A 17065-nucleotide genomic window follows, 5' to 3' on the forward strand; every position below is an offset into this window, starting at 1 on the left:
AAAATATAAAAAGCCCTGCTTTCTTGACGAGATGCGGGGCTTTTTTACGTCTATCGTTTTGTAACGAAAGGATTCTTTTCATTCACTTCGCAAGGGGCATTGGGCCATGCGCCACCATTCGGTTATCCACACACCGAAACACAGTGATTACGATGAACTCGTGCAAGTCTGGGAAGCCTCGGTGCGAGCGACCCATGACTTTCTCCCGGACAGCTACATCGAACTGCTGAAGAACCTGGTGCTGACCCGCTATCTGGATGCGGTCATGCTGATTTGCACCACAGACTCACGCCAACGCATCACCGGGTTCGCGGGGGTTGCGGCGGGCAAGATCGAGATGCTCTTCATCGACCCGGCGCATCGTGGCCAGGGTCTGGGGAAACAGCTGCTGCGCTATGCCATGGAACATCTGAATGCCGATGAACTGGACGTCAATGAACAGAATCCGCAGGCGTTGGGGTTCTACTTCAAACAGGGCTTTGAGGTGATTGGTCGCTCAGAGCATGACGGTATGGGCCAGCCTTATCCGTTGTTGCACATGCGGCTGCGCCAGACGCAACAAATAACGCGAAATGGCTAATTAACCGTGAACACTGTGGGAGCTGGCTCGCCGGCGATAGCATCAACTCGGTCCAACAGACAACCGTGTCGCTTGCATCGCCGGCAAGCCAGCTCCCACATTAAAAGCACCTGCAGCAAATGGAGCCGGGATTAACCGGCGCCCAGCAGGTACAATGCCCACCCCTTTTTTGTTACGGCCCTGTCATGACTGACCCGATTCGTCTCTCCAAACGCCTCATCGAACTCGTCGGCTGTTCCCGTCGGGAGGCTGAGCTGTTCATCGAGGGCGGCTGGGTCACCGTGGATGGCGAGGTCATTGACGAGCCACAGTTCAAGGTCGACACCCAGAAAGTCGAACTCGATCCAGAAGCCAAGGCCACCGCGCCAGAGCCGGTGACGATCTTGTTCAACGTTGCGGCAGGCATGGATGCGGAAACGGCCATGGCGACCATCAGCGCTGAAACCCTGAGCGAAGAACACCGCTTCAGCAAGCGGCCGCTCAAGGGTCACTTCCTGCGCCTGACCGCCAGTACCGATCTGCAGGCCAATGCCAGCGGTCTTCTGGTGTTCACCCAGGACTGGAAGATCCTGCGCAAGCTCACAGCGGACGCCGCCAAGATCGAGCAGGAGTATGTGGTCGAGGTGGAAGGCGAGATGGTCGCTCACGGCCTCAATCGCCTGAACCACGGCCTGACCTACAAGGGCAAGGAACTGCCGGCGGTGAAAGCCAGCTGGCAGAACGAGAACCGCCTGCGTTTCGCCATGAAGAATCCACAACCGGGCGTGATCGCCCTGTTCTGCCAGGCCGTCGGCCTGAAGGTCGTCGCCATTCGTCGAATCCGTATTGGCGGCGTGTCCATCGGCAAAGTGCCCGTGGGGCAATGGCGCTACCTGTCCGGCAAAGAGAAGTTCTAAGACTTTTCTCGCCGCCACACATTTTCGGCGCCGCTGCTTATGCGGCGCCCACTGCTGAATATCAGGATTGCACACCATGATTCACAACGACGTACTGCGCAGCGTGCGCTACATGCTCGACATCAGCGACAAGAAAGTCATCGAGATCATCAAGCTCGGCGGCATGGACGTGTCCCTGGAAGACCTGTTGACCTATCTCGATAAGAAAGAGGAAGACGAAGAAGGCTTCGTACGCTGCCCGGACGAAGTCATGGCGCACTTCCTCGACGGCCTGGTGATCTTCAAGCGCGGCAAGGACGACAGCCGTCCACCGCAGCCGATCGAAGTGCCGGTCACCAACAACGTCATCCTGAAGAAACTGCGCGTAGCCTTCGAACTGAAGGAAGACGACATGCACGCCATCCTCAAGGCCGCCGAGTTCCCGGTGTCCAAGCCTGAGTTGAGCGCGCTGTTCCGCAAGTTCGGCCACACCAACTACCGTACCTGCGGTGACCAGTTGCTGCGCAATTTCCTCAAGGGCCTGACCCTGCGCGTTCGCCCGCAGTAATAGTCTGCCAACTGTAGGAGCGCACGCCGGCTCCTACAGAGGCGGTGGCGTTCCAGGGCTTAACCGAAATGCTTCCCCATTCCTCGCAAAAATAGTGGCTCCGCTTTCAGCGGCTGACGACTAGGGTGTATTGACCCTCAGCTCTCAGGACTCGCCATGCATCCCTACTTTTCCCTGCAAGGCCGCACCGCTCTGGTGACCGGTGGCACCCGCGGTATCGGCAAAATGATCGCCAAGGCTTATGTCGAAGCGGGTGCGACGGTGTACGTCTGCGCACGGGATGCCGAGGCGTGCCTGCAGACCGCCGAGGAATTAAGTGCCTTCGGCCAATGCCACGGGATGGCAGCCAATCTCGCCACCGAAGAAGGTGTTCTGCAGCTGGCGACGCGCCTGGGTGAGCACATCACTCATCTCGATATTCTGGTGAACAACGCAGGCACTACTTGGGGCGCACCGCTTGAGAGTTACCCCGTGAAGGGCTGGGAAAAGGTCATGCAGCTCAACGTGACCTCCGTGTTCAATTGCATTCAGCAGTTCCTGCCGCTCTTGAAAAGGGCCGGCTCAGCCGCGAACCCGGCGCGAATCATCAATATCGGTTCAGTCGCGGGGATCTCATCCTTTGGCGAGCAGGCCTATGCCTACGGCCCCAGTAAAGCGGCTTTGCATCAACTGTCGCGAATTTTGGCGCGGGAACTGGTGAGTCAGCACATCAACGTCAACGTCATCGCACCAGGACGCTTCCCGAGCAAGATGACGCAGCACATTGGCGATGACGAGCAGGCTCTGGCGCAAGACACGGCGTTGATTCCGATGAAGCGCTGGGGACGCGAGGAAGAGATGGCGGCGTTGGCTATCAGCCTGGCGAGTACAGCTGGGGCGTACATGACCGGGAATATTATTCCGTTGGATGGTGGGTTCAGTCTCTGAGATAAGCGATGGCGGGCTGACAGTCAGCACCGATCCTGAGGTCGATCGGGTTATCATGCCCCCCCCTGATCCCGCTTCGACCCTCATCATGACCTACAGCGTTTCCCCCATCGGCTTCGTGCGCTCCTGCTTCAAGGAAAAGTTCGCCATCCCGCGCCAGCCACAACTGGCCCCGGCCGCTCGCGGCGTGCTGGAACTGGTGGCACCGTTCGATCAGGGGGACGCCGTGCAGGGACTGGAGCAGGTCAGCCACGTCTGGCTGCTGTTCCTGTTCCATCAGGCGCTGGAAGAAAAACCCAGGCTGAAAGTCCGCCCGCCCCGTCTTGGCGGCAACAAGTCCATGGGCGTGTTCGCCACCCGCGCGACGCATCGGCCCAATGGCATCGGTCAATCCGTGGTGAAACTCGACAAGGTCGAAGCCAATCGACTGTTCATCTCCGGCATCGACCTGCTGGACGGCACACCGATTCTCGACATCAAACCGTACGTCCCCTACGCCGACATCATCGACACAGCCTCTAACAGCATTGCCAGTGCCGCCCCCCAATTGATTCCCGTGCAGTGGACGGACTCGGCACTGAAACAGGCTCACGGGCATGCTCAGCGGCTGGAAGAGCCATTGGTCCAGCTGGTTGAGCAATGTTTGGCGCAGGATCCACGGCCGGCGTATCAGACGCCTGTTCCTGAGCGGGAGTATGGCGCGCAGTTCTGGGATGTGGATGTGCGCTGGCATTACCCCGAATCAGGCGTTATTCGCGTGCTTGAAGTGATCCCGGTTCCCAACCCGTAGGAGCGGCCGAAGGCTCGGGCCGCGTTCGGACGATCTTTTGATCTTGCTCTTGTCGACGGAAGATCAAGGTCAAAAGATCGCAGCCTGGGGCAGCTCGTACAGAGGTTGCGTCGGGCATAAAAAAGCCCCCACTGCACAGGCAATGGGGGCTTTTCAGTGAAGCGGTGTTACTTACTTCTCGACGAACGCACGCTCGATCAGGTAATCACCCGGCTCGCGCATCCGCGGCGAGACTTTCAGGCCGAAGCTGTTCAACACTTCGCTGGTCTCATCGAGCATGCTCGGGCTGCCGCACAGCATGGCACGGTCGTCCTGCGGGTTGATCGGTGGCAGACCGATGTCGCTGAACAGCTTGCCGCTGCGCATCAGGTCAGTCAGACGACCTTCGTTCTCGAACGGCTCACGGGTCACGGTTGGGTAGTAGATCAACTTGTCACGCAGTGCATCGCCGAAGAACTCGTTCTGCGGCAAGTGCTCGGTGATGAATTCGCGGTAAGCGACTTCGTTGACGTAACGCACGCCGTGGCACAGGATCACTTTTTCGAAACGCTCGTAGGTTTCCGGGTCCTGGATGACGCTCATGAAAGGCGCCAGACCGGTACCGGTGCTGAGCAGGTACAAGTGCTTGCCAGGCTTCAAGTCATCCAGCACCAGCGTGCCCGTAGGCTTTTTGCTGATGATGATCTCGTCGCCTTCCTTCAGATGCTGCAACTGGGAAGTCAGCGGACCATCAGGCACCTTGATGCTAAAAAACTCGAGATGCTCTTCCCAGTTCGGGCTGGCAATCGAGTAAGCGCGCATAAGCGGGCGGCCATTGGGCTGTTGCAGGCCGATCATCACGAACTGACCGTTCTCGAAGCGCAGGCCCGGATCGCGGGTGCACTTGAAGCTGAACAGAGTGTCGTTCCAGTGATGAACACTGAGGACACGCTCGTGGTTCATGTTGCTCATGTACGGGGGACTCCTGGAGATTTTGCCTGCGCCGACGAGGTGCGCAATTGCATCGCATTCTAATCGCAGCGACAATATCTGTTAAATGGATTATTAAGATAAGGGTTATCGGTTATATCGATATGCGATTTACTCTCCGTCAACTTCAAGTATTCGTCGCTGTCGCCCAGCAGGAGAGCGTGTCCCGTGCTGCGGGCCTGCTTAACCTTTCGCAATCGGCAGCGAGCACCTCAATCACCGAGCTAGAGCGTCAGTGTAGCTGCCAGCTGTTCGACCGAGCCGGCAAACGGCTGAGCCTCAATGCCCTGGGTAAACAGCTATTGCCCCAAGCGGTGGCGCTGCTCGATCAGGCCAAAGAGATCGAAGACCTGCTTAATGGCAAGTCCGGTTTTGGCTCACTGGCAGTTGGCGCGACACTCACCATCGGTAATTACCTGGCAACTTTGCTGATCGGCAGCTTCATGCAGCGCCATCCGGAAAGCCAGGTGAAGCTGCACGTGCAGAACACTGCCAATATCGTGCAACAAGTCGCTCACTATGAAATTGATCTGGGTCTAATCGAAGGCGACTGCAGCCATCCGGACATCGAAGTGCAAAGCTGGGTCGAGGATGAGTTGGTAGTGTTTTGCGCACCGCAGCATCCCTTGGCCGTAAAAGGCACGGCGACCATGGAAGAACTGTCCCACGAGGCGTGGATTTTGCGCGAGCAAGGCTCTGGCACGCGCCTGACCTTTGACCAAGCCATGCGCCATCATCGCAGCGCGCTGAACATTCGCCTGGAGCTTGAGCACACGGAGGCGATCAAACGCGCTGTGGAATCCGGTTTGGGGATTGGCTGTATTTCGCGGCTGGCGCTGCGCGATGCTTTCAGGCGTGGCAGCCTGGTACCGGTCGAAACGCCGGACCTGGACCTGGCGCGGCAGTTCTATTTCATCTGGCACAAGCAGAAATACCAGACGTCAGCGATGCGCGAGTTTCTTGATCTGTGCCGCGCCTTCACCGCCGGGGTTCAGCGCAGCGACGAGATCGTACTGCCCAACATCGCTTAAAGCAGAATGACTGCCCACACCAAAGCGATCATGGTCAACGCAACAAACTGAGCGGCGCTGCCCATGTCCTTGGCGTTCTTGGACAGCGGGTGCAATTCGAGGGAGATACGGTCAATGGCCGCTTCCACCGCGGAATTGAGCAGCTCGACAATCAATGCCAGCAGGCACACGGCAATCAGCAGCGCCTGTTCGACGCGGCTCACGTTCAAGAAGAACGACAAGGGGATGAGCACGACGTTGAGCAACACGAGCTGACGAAAAGCCGCCTCGCCAGTGAAGGCAGCGCGCAAGCCGTCCAGTGAATAGCCTGAAGCATTAAGGATGCGTTTTAGGCCGGTCTGGCCTTTGAAAGGAGACATAAAGTAGTCAACTGAACCAAAAAGAGTGGGAAAGCTAGATCAAGCGAAGTCAAAAAAGCGTGAACATGCGCGCTTTAGTGACTCGAAATTGACTCAAGTTGTTGCAAGAGCAGCGCGGCCTGGGTCCTGGTCCGCACATTGAGCTTACGGAAGATGGCGGTGACGTGAGCCTTGATGGTCGCTTCCGACACACTTAACTCGTACGCAATCTGCTTATTGAGCAACCCTTCACAGACCATCGTCAACACCCGGAACTGCTGGGGTGTCAGACTTGCCAGCCCTTCACTCGCGGCCTTGGCTTCATCAGAAACACTGACGGCTTCGAAGGCTTGAGGGGGCCAGAATACGTCGCCATCCAACACAGCCTTCACGGCTTTTTGAATGACGCTCAAGTCACTGGACTTGGGAATAAAACCGCTGGCGCCGAATTCACGGGACTTGACCATGATCGAGGCTTCTTCCTGGGCCGACACCATGACCACGGGAATCTGCGGGTACTGACCTCGCAACAGCACTAACCCGGAAAAACCATAGGCACCGGGCATGTTCAGGTCCAGCAACACCAGATCCCAGTCGGATTTTTCGTCCAGGCGGGTTTCCAGCTCGGCGATACTCGCCACTTCCACCAGGCGGACATCCGGGCCAAGGCCCAGGGTCAACGCTTGATGCAGCGCGCTGCGGAAAAGAGGGTGGTCATCGGCAATCAGGATTTCGTATGTGGCCATTTTTCAAATGATCCTGTTTTCAAACAACTCGAGGTGCCGCCACGGAGCGGCACCAACAGGGCACGTTCAACACCAATAACGTGGTTCTTCACGTAAAAAACGGTGTATCAAACTTTGGCCGCGCCCTAATCGGCGCCAAGCATGCCCAGCGAAGACGGGGTGGTCAAGTTACATGGCCGTCCCGTTCGTTGCAGTATGGGCGAAGCTCAGCACATCACCGGCGCAGTGCTCTGCACATAAGGCATGAGCTCGGCGTGAGCCGGTGTTGATACGTTCATGTCCAGCTGATGTTTTGCATCGAGGTAATGCTGGCTGAACACGTCAAAATAAGCGTCCAGCGCTGACGCAGCGTCGGTATCGCCCGCAAGATCCAGACACAGGGCCGCCACTTCGGCGGTGCATAAATGTTCGCTGCGAGTGGAGCGCCGTAGCCGGTAGCGAGAAAGCTTTTCCGGCAGCAGACTCAGGATTGGCAGCCGATCGAAATACGGGCTCTTGCGGAAAATCTTCCTGGCTTCGGTCCAGGTGGCATCCAGCAAGATGAACAGCGGCCGTTTGGTGCTATCGACGTCAACACTGTTAGTCACGCGCTCAGGTTCGACATACTCGCCGGGAAACACCAGATACGGCTGCCATTGGGGGTCAGACAACAATGACAGGAGCTGCTGATCGACTTCGGTCCGAGACCAGATGAAGGCGTGGTTATCGCGTATCACATCGGCGATCAGCCAACCGGTGTTGCTTGGCTTGAACACCTCCTTGTTGGTCATGATCAGGCACACGCCGGAGCGGGCGTCGACTTGCGGACGCCACGCGCACAGGCAGTGACTCTCTATGACACGACAGGCACGGCAGCGCGGCGCCCTCCAGCCGCGCGCCTGAATCGGCTTGATACCCTCCTCCTCACGTTGGTCGCGCAAGCGGGCTACGGCGTTGGGGGCATGATTCATCTTGGGTAACACCGGCAGACAGGAAAACTCGACACGAAGGGCACTCGGGGCAATAAATGCCGGCAGTTTATCAGAGCTGCCAGCACAAGCCTGTACCGTCCAGACCACCTCCCCTATAATTCGCGACCACTGAACGCACAGTCATGTGACGGGTCGAAGCACCAGTCACTGAACCAGGAGAGTTTCATGCTGCGCCTTATCGTTCCCACCGCTGCCATTCTGCTAGCGTCGTCCTTCAGTGCTCAGGCTGCGTCTTTGAGTGAGCAGAATCTCAACCGAGAGCTGCGCAACGTTGCCGCTCAAAGCAGCGTCGGCACGCCACGGGCGATCAACGAAGATATTCTCGACCAGGGTTATACCGCTGAAGGCAATGTATTGATCAACCACTTGAGCGTGCAAAGCAGCCACGCCGAGAAGATGCGATCTGACCCGAAAGCGGTGTACTTCCAGCTGGGCGCCTCTGTCTGCCGGAATCCGGGATTCCGCAAGCTGATGGCCAAAGGAGCGGTCATGCGCTACGACTTTACCGAGGTGAAAACCAATCGCGCTGTCGGCTCCGCCAGCTTCCAGGAATCGGATTGCCCGAAAGCGACTCAAAAGAAAAAGTAATCAACGCGAGTTCTCGCGCCGCTGCTCATCCTCGGCGCGCAGCTCTGCCACCAGTGCCTGCAGATACCGTGACTGTCGCTCGGCTCCCGCGAGGCGCCGGCAACACTCCTCCTCAAGACTCAGATGATTGGTCTCGGCTGATAATTTCAGCAATCGATACAGTTGCGTATCGATCTCCAGAATGACTCTGGCCATCGTGTGACGCCTCCCTGCCCTTCGCCGTTGATTGCGCGATAAATCCTTTGAACTGCCTGTACCGAGCGTCTTGCCCTGGACGCAAAAGTCTGGTGACACCTCTGTCATTTAGTAAATCAGAGTAACGGACGCTCAGCTCGCGTTCAGACGAGCGGTGAAATCACTTTGCAAATCCTCAATAAGCGGTTGCCAGGAAAGACATTGCGGCGCAATGATCAATTCAGCGCAACTGATCGCGAGGGACTAGATTTAACGTATCCACCTTTATATTTGAGGGCCGAAAAGGAGCAGCCCGTTGTGCGTTTTGTTGCGAAGGTTTTTTTCATTCATCGAAAAAAACACAGCCTGTATGCAAGGAGAAGCTGAATGCCTTACCAACCGAATGACCTCCTTAGCCGTCATTTTGCAGAAGGCGGCCACGACCTCACCAGCAAGGTCGAAGAACAACTCAACCTGGTTTCACCCAACAGCCCGAACATACCGATTTACCGTGACATGATCCTCACCGTGCTGCGTATGGCTCAGGAAGATCACAATCGCTGGAATGCCAAAATAACCCTGCAAGCCCTGCGCGAACTGGAGCATGCCTTCCGAGTGCTTGAACCGTTCAAGGGTCGACGCAAAGTGACTGTGTACGGCTCTGCCCGAACGCCAATCGAACACCCTCTTTATGGCCTGGCTCGAGAGCTCGGTGCAGCATTGGCGCGCTCGGACATGATGGTGATCACAGGTGCTGGCGGCGGCATCATGGCGGCAGCCCACGAAGGTGCCGGCCTGGAACATAGCCTGGGATTCAATATCACGCTGCCTTTCGAGCAGCACGCCAACCCGACGGTACAAGGCACGGCCAACCTGCTGTCCTTCCATTTCTTCTTTACCCGCAAGTTGTTCTTCGTCAAGGAAGCCAATGCACTGGTTCTTTGTCCTGGAGGATTTGGCACGCTGGACGAGGCGCTGGAAGTGCTGACGCTGATTCAGACCGGTAAAAGCCCGCTGGTGCCAGTAATACTGCTGGACACGCCAGGAGGTAAATTCTGGCAAGGTGCGCTGGATTTCATTCACCACCAGCTGGAGGAAAATCGCTACATTCTGCCCACGGACATGAAGCTGGTGAGCCTGGTTTACAGCGCTGAAGAGGCGGTGGAGCAGATCAACCAGTTCTACAGCAACTTCCACTCCAGCCGCTGGCTCAAGCACCAGTTCGTTATTCGCATGAATCATAAACTCAGCGATCAGGCCCTTGAGCACATGCAGGAGGCATTTGCCGACCTGTGCCTGAGCGACCATTTCCATCAGCATGTTTACAGTGGCGAAGAACACGACGAAGAACAGTTCAGCCATTTGGCGAGACTGGCCTTTACCTTTAACGCACGTGATCACGGACGTCTGCGGGAACTGGTGGACTACATCAACCTGCCGGAAAACTGGGCCCAGACAAAACCGCAGGCGCAACAGCGCGCGCGTGAGCCTTCCAAGGTGATTTGAGACAAAAAAATGGCCCGTTATCGAAATAACGGGCCATTTAGTTTAATCATCCATTTGCTCGACCACTGAACAACCGGCCGATCATTTCCATGGAATATCCGCGATAACTCAGGAACCTGCCCTGTTTGGCACGTTCTCGCGCATCAATCGGCAAATGCCCGGAGAACTTGCGTCGCCAGGTGTCTTCCAGCTGTGCCTGCCAACTGATACCGCTCTCGCGTATAGCAAGTTCAATATCAGTACGTTGCAAGCCGCGCTGACTCAACTCTTCTCGAATACGCAAAGGTCCGTATCCGGATCGGGCTCGGTAGGAAACGAAACTTTCGAGGTAACGGGCTTCGGATAACAAGCCCTCCTCCGTCAAACGGTCGAGTGCAATGTCGATCATTTCAGGGAGAGCGCCGCGCTGACGCAGTTTACGCGTCAGCTCGACTCGACCGTGCTCGCGTCGCGCGAGCAGGTCCATTGCAGTTCGCCGCACCGCGACGAGTGTATCGAGTACGGCGGTCATCAGATCATTCAGATATCAGCGTCTGCCAGGTCATCAGCAGTCTCTTTGACTGGCGATGCTTTAACGTCCGGCGCTGGAGTCAGCAGTTTGTCACGCAGTTGCTTCTCAAGCGTCGCGGCGATGTCCGGATTATCTGCCAGGTATTTCGCCGAGTTGGCTTTACCCTGACCGATTTTGGTGCCGTTGTAGGCATACCAGGCACCGGATTTTTCAACAAAACCGTGCAGAACGCCCAGGTCGATCATCTCGCCATTGAGATAGATGCCTTTGCCGTAAAGAATCTGGAACTCAGCCTGACGGAACGGCGAAGCCACTTTGTTCTTCACAACTTTGACGCGGGTTTCGCTACCAACGACTTCGTCACCTTCCTTCACCGCGCCAGTACGACGGATGTCCAGTCGAACCGAAGCGTAGAACTTCAGCGCGTTACCACCGGTGGTGGTTTCCGGGCTGCCGAACATCACACCGATTTTCATACGGATCTGGTTGATGAAGATAACCAGGCAGTTGGCGTTTTTGATGTTACCGGTGATTTTACGCAGCGCCTGGGACATCAAGCGGGCTTGCAGGCCCACGTGCATATCACCCATTTCGCCTTCGATTTCAGCCTTTGGAACCAGAGCAGCCACGGAGTCGACGATAATCACGTCAACCGCGTTGGAACGCACCAGCATGTCGGTGATTTCCAGAGCTTGCTCACCGGTGTCCGGCTGGGAAACCAGCAGGTCATCGACGTTGACGCCCAGTTTGCCGGCGTACTCAGGGTCGAGGGCGTGTTCGGCGTCAACGAATGCGCAGGTCGCGCCGGCTTTTTGAGCCTGGGCGATCACCGACAGTGTCAGCGTAGTTTTACCGGAGGATTCAGGACCGTAGATTTCAACGATACGACCTTTTGGCAGACCGCCAATGCCGAGCGCGATGTCCAGACCCAGAGAGCCAGTGGAGATAGCCGGGATCGCCTGACGGTCTTGATCGCCCATACGCATTACGGCACCCTTGCCGAATTGACGTTCGATCTGACCCAGGGCCGCAGCCAAGGCTTTCTTCTTGTTGTCGTCCATTAAAGTCCTCACGTAATCAATAAGGCCTGACGGCCAACACCTGTATAAGTAGACAGTATTATTCCACAGCGATTCAGGATCGCCTACCCCTGATTTGAGATTTCTAAAGCAGCGTGGCGCAGCAGCCCCTCTAGCGCGGCCTTCACCGTTTGTCGGCGGACCTCGTCACGGTTTCCAGGAAAGTACTGAACCTCGCTGAATGACTGCTCTCCGACACCCCAGGCCAGCCAAACCGTGCCGACCGGCTTGTTCGGGGAACCTCCATCGGGACCCGCCACACCACTGACCGCCACCGCAAAACGCGCCCGGCTTTTAGCCTGTGCGCCTTTTACCATGGCCTCGACCACCTCGCGACTGACCGCCCCGACAGTCGAAAACAGCTCGTCAGGAACACCCAGTTGCTCGGTTTTCTGACGGTTGGAATAAGTGACATAGCCGGCCTCAAACCACGCCGAGCTCCCCGGGATCCGGGTGATTGCCTCCGCAATCCCGCCGCCGGTGCAGGATTCGGCGGTAGTGACGTGGGCATTGAGAACCTGCAAGCGTCTGCCGAGTTCAGCGGCGAGTTGGGTGATTTCTTTCACGGTCATCTCCTGATCGGGCGGAATGAGAACCACCGTACACGAGCAGATTGCGCTTGCAAGGCACAGCATCAATCAAAATGTGAAGAAGAAGAGAGAGCCTGAATGCCTCGCCCGGCTTTCATGCCTGCGTCGAGCGGACCGCACATGGTAACCTTGCGCCCATCGCGGAAAAGCCGGGCCCCCGCCCCTCCTTTGCCCTACACCTTTCAACGAATTTGCCTGATTATCCGATGAATAAAGCGCTCTCCGATCTGTCCTCCCACACGCCGATGATGCAGCAATACTGGCGCCTGAAGAACCAGCACCCCGACCAGCTGATGTTCTACCGCATGGGCGACTTCTACGAGATCTTTTATGAAGATGCGAAGAAGGCCGCCAAGCTGCTGGACATCACTCTGACAGCCCGTGGGCAGTCTGCGGGGCAGGCCATTCCGATGTGTGGAATTCCTTACCACGCGGCAGAAGGCTATCTGGCGAAACTGGTGAAACTCGGCGAGTCGGTGGTGATTTGCGAACAAGTCGGCGACCCGGCTACCAGCAAAGGCCCCGTCGATCGACAAGTGGTGCGCATCATCACACCGGGTACGGTCAGCGACGAGGCACTGCTGGATGAGCGCCGCGACAACCTGATTGCCGCGGTACTGGGTGACGAACGTTTGTTCGGCCTGGCGGTACTGGACATCACCAGTGGCAATTTCACTGTGCTGGAAATCAAAGGCTGGGAGAACCTGCTGGCTGAACTGGAACGAGTGAATCCGGTAGAGCTGATGATCCCGGATGACTGGCCAAAGGATTTGCCGGCGGAGAAGCGTCGCGGGGTTCGTCGCCGTGCACCGTGGGATTTCGAACGTGACTCGGCGCTGAAAAGCTTGTGCCAGCAGTTCTCCACCCAGGACCTGAAAGGCTTCGGCTGCGAGAACCTGACCCTGGCAATCGGTGCTGCCGGCTGCCTGTTGAGCTACGCCAAGGAAACCCAGCGCACGGCCTTGCCTCATTTGCGCAGCCTGCGTCACGAACGACTGGACGACACCGTCGTGCTGGATGGCGCGAGCCGTCGCAACCTGGAACTGGACACTAACCTGGCGGGCGGGCGCGACAACACTTTGCAGTCGGTGGTGGACCGCTGCCAGACCGCCATGGGCAGCCGCCTGCTGACTCGCTGGCTGAACCGCCCGCTTCGCGATCTGACCGTATTGCTGGCGCGCCAGACTTCGATCACCTGCCTGCTCGACGGCTACCGTTTTGAAAAGCTGCAACCGCAGCTCAAGGAAATCGGCGACATCGAGCGGATTCTGGCGCGTATCGGACTGCGCAATGCCCGCCCTCGAGACCTTGCCCGCCTGCGGGACGCACTCGGTGCCTTGCCTGAACTGCAAGTAGCGATGACCGAGCTCGAGGCGCCACACATCATTCAATTGGCCAACACCACCAGCACCTATCCGGAACTGGCGGCACTGCTGGAAAAAGCCATCATCGACAACCCACCTGCGGTCATCCGTGATGGCGGTGTGTTGAAAACTGGCTATGACAGTGAACTCGATGACCTGCAATCGCTCAGCGAGAATGCCGGACAATTCCTGATTGATCTCGAAGCACGCGAGAAAGCACGCACGGGATTGTCGCACCTGAAGGTGGGCTACAACCGCATTCATGGTTACTTCATCGAACTGCCGAGCAAGCAAGCCGAATCAGCGCCGGCAGATTACATTCGGCGCCAGACACTCAAGGGCGCTGAACGCTTCATCACCCCGGAACTGAAGGCGTTCGAAGACAAGGCGCTGTCAGCCAAGAGTCGCGCACTGGCTCGCGAGAAAATGCTTTACGAAGCACTACTTGAAGACCTGATCGCACAACTCCCGCCCCTGCAAGACACTGCCGCCGCACTTGCCGAGCTGGATGTGCTCAGCAACCTCGCCGAGCGAGCGCTGAATCTGGACCTGAACTGCCCGCGCTTTGTCGAAGAGCCGTGCATGCGCATCAGCCAGGGACGTCACCCGGTTGTCGAGCAGGTACTGACCACGCCGTTCGTGGCCAATGACCTGAGCCTCGATGACAACACTCGCATGCTCGTAATCACGGGTCCGAACATGGGTGGTAAATCCACTTACATGCGCCAGACCGCGTTAATCGTGTTGCTGGCCCACATTGGCAGTTTTGTCCCGGCAGCCAGTTGTGAGTTGTCGCTGGTGGACCGCATTTTCACGCGTATCGGCTCCAGCGATGATCTCGCCGGTGGGCGCTCGACCTTCATGGTCGAAATGAGCGAAACCGCGAACATTCTGCACAATGCGACCGAGCGTAGCCTGGTACTGATGGACGAAGTCGGTCGCGGCACCAGCACGTTTGACGGTTTGTCCCTGGCGTGGGCAGCAGCTGAGCGCCTGGCGTATCTGCGGGCTTATACATTGTTTGCCACCCACTACTTTGAGCTGACGGTGCTACCCGAGGCCCAGCCATTGGTGGCCAACGTGCACCTCAATGCCACTGAGCACAACGAACGTATCGTGTTCCTGCACCACGTTCTGCCTGGCCCTGCGAGTCAGAGCTATGGCCTGGCGGTTGCGCAACTGGCTGGCGTGCCGAGCGAAGTGATCGTGCGTGCCCGCGAACACCTTGGCCGCCTGGAAGCGACCGCGCTGCCTCATGAAGTTCCAAAGCCAGCCAAAGGCAAACCGGCCGCGCCGCTACAGAGCGATATGTTCGCCAGTCTTCCGCACCCGGTGCTGGATGAGCTGGCCAAAATTGATCTGGATGACCTGACACCCCGTAAAGCTCTCGAAATGCTCTATGCACTAAAGACACGGATCTAACGCAGTTGCTTGCAAGCTGTTAGAATCTCGCGCGGTTTGGGATGCTGCAGGCTACAGCCTGGCCTGCAGACTATCGCTCCCAAACCCGGCGACCCCAACGTGAAGGGGCTCCGCTGCCGCCGCCTGAGGAGAAAATTAGAAATGACCTTCGTCGTCACCGACAACTGCATCAAGTGCAAGTACACCGACTGCGTAGAAGTCTGTCCGGTGGACTGCTTTTACGAAGGCCCGAACTTCCTGGTGATTCACCCGGATGAGTGCATCGACTGCGCATTGTGCGAACCAGAATGCCCTGCTGTGGCCATCTTCTCCGAAGATGAAGTCCCGGAAGACATGCAGCAATTTATTCAGCTGAACGTTGAGCTGGCGGAAATCTGGCCCAACATCACCGAGAAGAAAGAATCGATGCCCGATGCCGAAGAGTGGGATGGCGTCAAAGGCAAGATCAAAGATCTCGAACGCTGATTCCCCCGCGTTCTCGAAAAGGCCCCTTGTGGGCCTTTTTGCTTTTCTGCAGGCAAAAAAAGGGGCGGTTTGACCCGCCCACATTTTTTCCCTAGTCCCTGTATTCCTTTTTCATCATCCTGATGAATCGCTCCTGCGATTTCCTTTCCCTTCATCCTGGAAGGGTGTGTCTATCCGTTGACACACGTTGGATATTAGCGAGTTCCCGGTCGACGGCAATCGCTCCCCAATGTAGCTCGGGGACATTAAAATGGAGACGATAAAAATAATTATCCTTTAAATTCAACTAGATAGTTTCAGCAATGGAAGTGCACGGCCGATTGGCAGGGTGTAAAAATAACGAACACTTACGAAAAGAGTAAGCGAAGACTTACAACAGCAGACTCAAATCCGGGGTTATTCCTCACCGGACTGCAGCCAACAAAAAGCCCCGAACCAGTCGGGGCTTTTTGCTGCTTACCTGGCGATACGCTTACTGAAACAGCGACTCGCTCGATAAGCCATTTTTCTCCAGGATCTCCCGAAGACGCTTCAGACCTTCAACCTGTATCTGTCTGACCCGCTCACGAGTCAGGCCGATTTCCAGGCCCACATCTTCAAGGGTGCTGCTCTCATGTCCGCGTAGACCGAAGCGCCGAATAACCACTTCGCGCTGCTTGTCGGTCAGCTCTGAGAGCCATTGATCGATGCTTTGTGAAAGGTCGTCGTCCTGCAGGAGTTCGCAGGGATCAGTAGGACGGTCATCAGTAAGCGTGTCCAGCAGGGTCTTGTCCGAATCCGGCCCAAGCGAGACATCGACCGAAGAAACCCGCTCGTTCAAGCCCAGCATGCGCTTGACCTCGCCCACCGGTTTTTCCAGCAGGTTGGCAATTTCTTCGGGGGAAGGTTCATGGTCGAGCTTTTGCGTAAGCTCGCGTGCAGCCCGAAGGTACACGTTCAGCTCTTTGACCACATGAATCGGCAACCGGATGGTCCGGGTCTGATTCATGATTGCGCGCTCGATGGTCTGACGGATCCACCAGGTAGCGTAGGTCGAAAAGCGAAAGCCTCGCTCAGGGTCGAACTTTTCCACCGCCCGGATAAGCCCGAGGTTGCCCTCTTCGATCAGGTCCAACAGCGACAGCCCACGATTAACGTAACGCCGGGCGATTTTCACCACCAGCCGCAGGTTACTTTCAATCATGCGTTTGCGCCCGGCCGGATCCCCACTTTGCGACAAACGCGCAAAATGAACTTCTTCTTCGGGGGATAACAGAGGGGAAAAGCCGATTTCGTTGAGATACAACTGCGTGGCATCAAGTGCACGCGTGTAGTCAATATACTTGTGTTGCTTTAGCGAGGCGGAGTGTTTGGATTTGGCACGAACGGAAGGTGGAGCAGCCCCTTCATCATTCGACATCGAATCCGTGCCGACGCCGGTCTCCATCAGGAGAACCTCATCGTCGATGTCAAACTCCGGCACTTCTTTACTGAGAGCCATTGTTATAGTCCTTTGGTGAGTTCGACCTCAAGCTCAAGCGGCGCCCTTATCCTTGGCAACGCTGGAGCCTGTTCCCTCTACGTGACGGAAC

19 protein-coding genes are annotated in these 17065 nt (G+C 56.9%); 10 read left to right on the forward strand and 9 right to left on the reverse strand.

Annotated elements, in window-relative coordinates; translation table 11 throughout:
• Positions 1–106 precede the first annotated feature (106 nt).
• The 5 genes from H7698_RS09315 (at position 107) to tsaA (ending at position 3740) form a co-directional block, all read left to right on the forward strand.
• Positions 107–580, forward strand: coding sequence for an acetyltransferase (locus H7698_RS09315; RefSeq protein WP_162439090.1), 474 nt, complete (start codon positions 107–109; stop codon positions 578–580).
• Between the two features lie 185 nt (positions 581–765).
• A complete protein-coding gene (locus H7698_RS09320) occupies positions 766–1476 on the forward strand; it encodes an rRNA pseudouridine synthase (RefSeq protein WP_162439091.1) in 711 nt (236 codons plus the stop codon).
• Between the two features lie 76 nt (positions 1477–1552).
• The gene (locus tag H7698_RS09325; RefSeq protein ID WP_162439092.1) at positions 1553–2023 is read left to right on the forward strand and encodes a DUF1456 family protein; all 471 of its coding nucleotides are present in this window, start codon (positions 1553–1555) and stop codon (positions 2021–2023) included.
• A 156-nt stretch (positions 2024–2179) separates the two neighbouring features.
• Positions 2180–2950, forward strand: coding sequence for an SDR family oxidoreductase (locus H7698_RS09330; protein ID WP_194691213.1), 771 nt, complete (start codon positions 2180–2182; stop codon positions 2948–2950).
• Positions 2951–3038: 88 nt separating this feature from the next.
• On the forward strand, positions 3039–3740 hold the full coding sequence (gene tsaA / locus H7698_RS09335) for a tRNA (N6-threonylcarbamoyladenosine(37)-N6)-methyltransferase TrmO (protein WP_194691476.1): 702 nt from the start codon (positions 3039–3041) through the stop codon (positions 3738–3740).
• 171 nt (positions 3741–3911) lie between these two features.
• Here tsaA and fpr read toward each other — a convergent pair whose 3' ends face one another.
• Positions 3912–4691, reverse strand: coding sequence for a ferredoxin-NADP reductase (gene fpr / locus H7698_RS09340; protein ID WP_008054100.1), 780 nt, complete (start codon positions 4689–4691; stop codon positions 3912–3914).
• A 122-nt stretch (positions 4692–4813) separates the two neighbouring features.
• On the opposite strand from fpr, the gene H7698_RS09345 reads away from it, so the two are divergent.
• Positions 4814–5740 (forward strand): LysR family transcriptional regulator, encoded by a 927-nt coding sequence (locus H7698_RS09345; protein WP_162439095.1) that lies wholly within the window; start codon positions 4814–4816, stop codon positions 5738–5740.
• On the opposite strand, the gene H7698_RS09350 is transcribed toward H7698_RS09345, so the two are convergent.
• From H7698_RS09350 to H7698_RS09360, 3 genes are all read right to left on the reverse strand, one after another.
• Entirely contained in the window at positions 5737–6099 is a 363-nt protein-coding gene (locus H7698_RS09350; protein ID WP_092272298.1) for a diacylglycerol kinase, read from the reverse strand. The genes H7698_RS09345 and H7698_RS09350 overlap by 4 nt on opposite strands.
• A 74-nt stretch (positions 6100–6173) precedes the next feature.
• Positions 6174–6824, reverse strand: a complete 651-nt coding sequence (gene erdR / locus H7698_RS09355; RefSeq protein WP_162439096.1) for a response regulator transcription factor ErdR — start codon at positions 6822–6824, stop codon at positions 6174–6176.
• 206 nt (positions 6825–7030) lie between these two features.
• Positions 7031–7774, reverse strand: a complete 744-nt coding sequence (locus H7698_RS09360) for a tRNA-uridine aminocarboxypropyltransferase (RefSeq protein ID WP_162439097.1) — start codon at positions 7772–7774, stop codon at positions 7031–7033.
• Positions 7775–7960: 186 nt separating this feature from the next.
• On the opposite strand from H7698_RS09360, the gene H7698_RS09365 reads away from it, so the two are divergent.
• A complete protein-coding gene (locus H7698_RS09365) occupies positions 7961–8383 on the forward strand; it encodes a PA3611 family quorum-sensing-regulated virulence factor (protein ID WP_194691214.1) in 423 nt (140 codons plus the stop codon).
• Here the strand turns inward: H7698_RS09365 and H7698_RS09370 are convergent, their stop codons facing one another.
• Complete coding sequence (locus H7698_RS09370) at positions 8384–8578, reverse strand: hypothetical protein (RefSeq protein WP_162439099.1); 195 nt, start codon at positions 8576–8578, stop codon at positions 8384–8386.
• Positions 8579–8944: 366 nt separating this feature from the next.
• On the opposite strand from H7698_RS09370, the gene H7698_RS09375 reads away from it, so the two are divergent.
• Positions 8945–10063, forward strand: coding sequence for a TIGR00730 family Rossman fold protein (locus H7698_RS09375; protein WP_194691215.1), 1119 nt, complete (start codon positions 8945–8947; stop codon positions 10061–10063).
• A 46-nt stretch (positions 10064–10109) separates the two neighbouring features.
• Here H7698_RS09375 and recX read toward each other — a convergent pair whose 3' ends face one another.
• The 3 genes from recX to H7698_RS09390 all read right to left on the reverse strand — a co-directional run bounded on the left by recX (position 10110) and on the right by H7698_RS09390 (position 12225).
• The gene (gene recX / locus H7698_RS09380; protein WP_194691216.1) at positions 10110–10574 is read right to left on the reverse strand and encodes a recombination regulator RecX; all 465 of its coding nucleotides are present in this window, start codon (positions 10572–10574) and stop codon (positions 10110–10112) included.
• An 8-nt stretch (positions 10575–10582) separates the two neighbouring features.
• Complete coding sequence (recA, locus tag H7698_RS09385; RefSeq protein ID WP_162439102.1) at positions 10583–11635, reverse strand: recombinase RecA; 1053 nt, start codon at positions 11633–11635, stop codon at positions 10583–10585.
• 83 nt (positions 11636–11718) lie between these two features.
• Complete coding sequence (locus tag H7698_RS09390) at positions 11719–12225, reverse strand: CinA family protein (protein WP_194691217.1); 507 nt, start codon at positions 12223–12225, stop codon at positions 11719–11721.
• Positions 12226–12449: 224 nt separating this feature from the next.
• Between H7698_RS09390 and mutS the strand changes: the two genes are divergently transcribed.
• The gene (gene mutS / locus H7698_RS09395) at positions 12450–15029 is read left to right on the forward strand and encodes a DNA mismatch repair protein MutS (protein ID WP_194691218.1); all 2580 of its coding nucleotides are present in this window, start codon (positions 12450–12452) and stop codon (positions 15027–15029) included.
• 141 nt (positions 15030–15170) lie between these two features.
• The gene (gene fdxA, locus H7698_RS09400) at positions 15171–15494 is read left to right on the forward strand and encodes a ferredoxin FdxA (protein ID WP_128872800.1); all 324 of its coding nucleotides are present in this window, start codon (positions 15171–15173) and stop codon (positions 15492–15494) included.
• Positions 15495–15966: 472 nt separating this feature from the next.
• Here the strand turns inward: fdxA and rpoS are convergent, their stop codons facing one another.
• On the reverse strand, positions 15967–16974 hold the full coding sequence (gene rpoS / locus H7698_RS09405; protein WP_162439105.1) for an RNA polymerase sigma factor RpoS: 1008 nt from the start codon (positions 16972–16974) through the stop codon (positions 15967–15969).
• Between the last annotated feature and the right edge of the window lie 91 nt (positions 16975–17065).

This window comes from Pseudomonas sp. p50(2008), from assembly GCF_015351605.1.
GTDB lineage: Bacteria > Pseudomonadota > Gammaproteobacteria > Pseudomonadales > Pseudomonadaceae > Aquipseudomonas.

What these genes read in the sequence shown, in the direction of transcription:
- H7698_RS09315 (WP_162439090.1), top strand. Translation starts at nt 107, where the DNA reads ATGCGCCACCATTCGGTTATCCACACACCGAAACACAGTGATTACGAT.
- H7698_RS09365 (WP_194691214.1), top strand. Translation starts at nt 7,961, where the DNA reads ATGCTGCGCCTTATCGTTCCCACCGCTGCCATTCTGCTAGCGTCGTCC.
- H7698_RS09320 (WP_162439091.1), top strand. Translation starts at nt 766, where the DNA reads ATGACTGACCCGATTCGTCTCTCCAAACGCCTCATCGAACTCGTCGGC.
- recX (WP_194691216.1), bottom strand. Translation starts at nt 10,574, where the DNA reads ATGACCGCCGTACTCGATACACTCGTCGCGGTGCGGCGAACTGCAATG.
- H7698_RS09360 (WP_162439097.1), bottom strand. Translation starts at nt 7,774, where the DNA reads ATGAATCATGCCCCCAACGCCGTAGCCCGCTTGCGCGACCAACGTGAG.
- H7698_RS09345 (WP_162439095.1), top strand. Translation starts at nt 4,814, where the DNA reads ATGCGATTTACTCTCCGTCAACTTCAAGTATTCGTCGCTGTCGCCCAG.
- erdR (WP_162439096.1), bottom strand. Translation starts at nt 6,824, where the DNA reads ATGGCCACATACGAAATCCTGATTGCCGATGACCACCCTCTTTTCCGC.
- H7698_RS09375 (WP_194691215.1), top strand. Translation starts at nt 8,945, where the DNA reads ATGCCTTACCAACCGAATGACCTCCTTAGCCGTCATTTTGCAGAAGGC.
- rpoS (WP_162439105.1), bottom strand. Translation starts at nt 16,974, where the DNA reads ATGGCTCTCAGTAAAGAAGTGCCGGAGTTTGACATCGACGATGAGGTT.
- H7698_RS09390 (WP_194691217.1), bottom strand. Translation starts at nt 12,225, where the DNA reads ATGACCGTGAAAGAAATCACCCAACTCGCCGCTGAACTCGGCAGACGC.
- recA (WP_162439102.1), bottom strand. Translation starts at nt 11,635, where the DNA reads ATGGACGACAACAAGAAGAAAGCCTTGGCTGCGGCCCTGGGTCAGATC.
- H7698_RS09350 (WP_092272298.1), bottom strand. Translation starts at nt 6,099, where the DNA reads ATGTCTCCTTTCAAAGGCCAGACCGGCCTAAAACGCATCCTTAATGCT.
- fpr (WP_008054100.1), bottom strand. Translation starts at nt 4,691, where the DNA reads ATGAGCAACATGAACCACGAGCGTGTCCTCAGTGTTCATCACTGGAAC.
- H7698_RS09370 (WP_162439099.1), bottom strand. Translation starts at nt 8,578, where the DNA reads ATGGCCAGAGTCATTCTGGAGATCGATACGCAACTGTATCGATTGCTG.
- H7698_RS09330 (WP_194691213.1), top strand. Translation starts at nt 2,180, where the DNA reads ATGCATCCCTACTTTTCCCTGCAAGGCCGCACCGCTCTGGTGACCGGT.
- fdxA (WP_128872800.1), top strand. Translation starts at nt 15,171, where the DNA reads ATGACCTTCGTCGTCACCGACAACTGCATCAAGTGCAAGTACACCGAC.
- mutS (WP_194691218.1), top strand. Translation starts at nt 12,450, where the DNA reads ATGAATAAAGCGCTCTCCGATCTGTCCTCCCACACGCCGATGATGCAG.
- tsaA (WP_194691476.1), top strand. Translation starts at nt 3,039, where the DNA reads ATGACCTACAGCGTTTCCCCCATCGGCTTCGTGCGCTCCTGCTTCAAG.
- H7698_RS09325 (WP_162439092.1), top strand. Translation starts at nt 1,553, where the DNA reads ATGATTCACAACGACGTACTGCGCAGCGTGCGCTACATGCTCGACATC.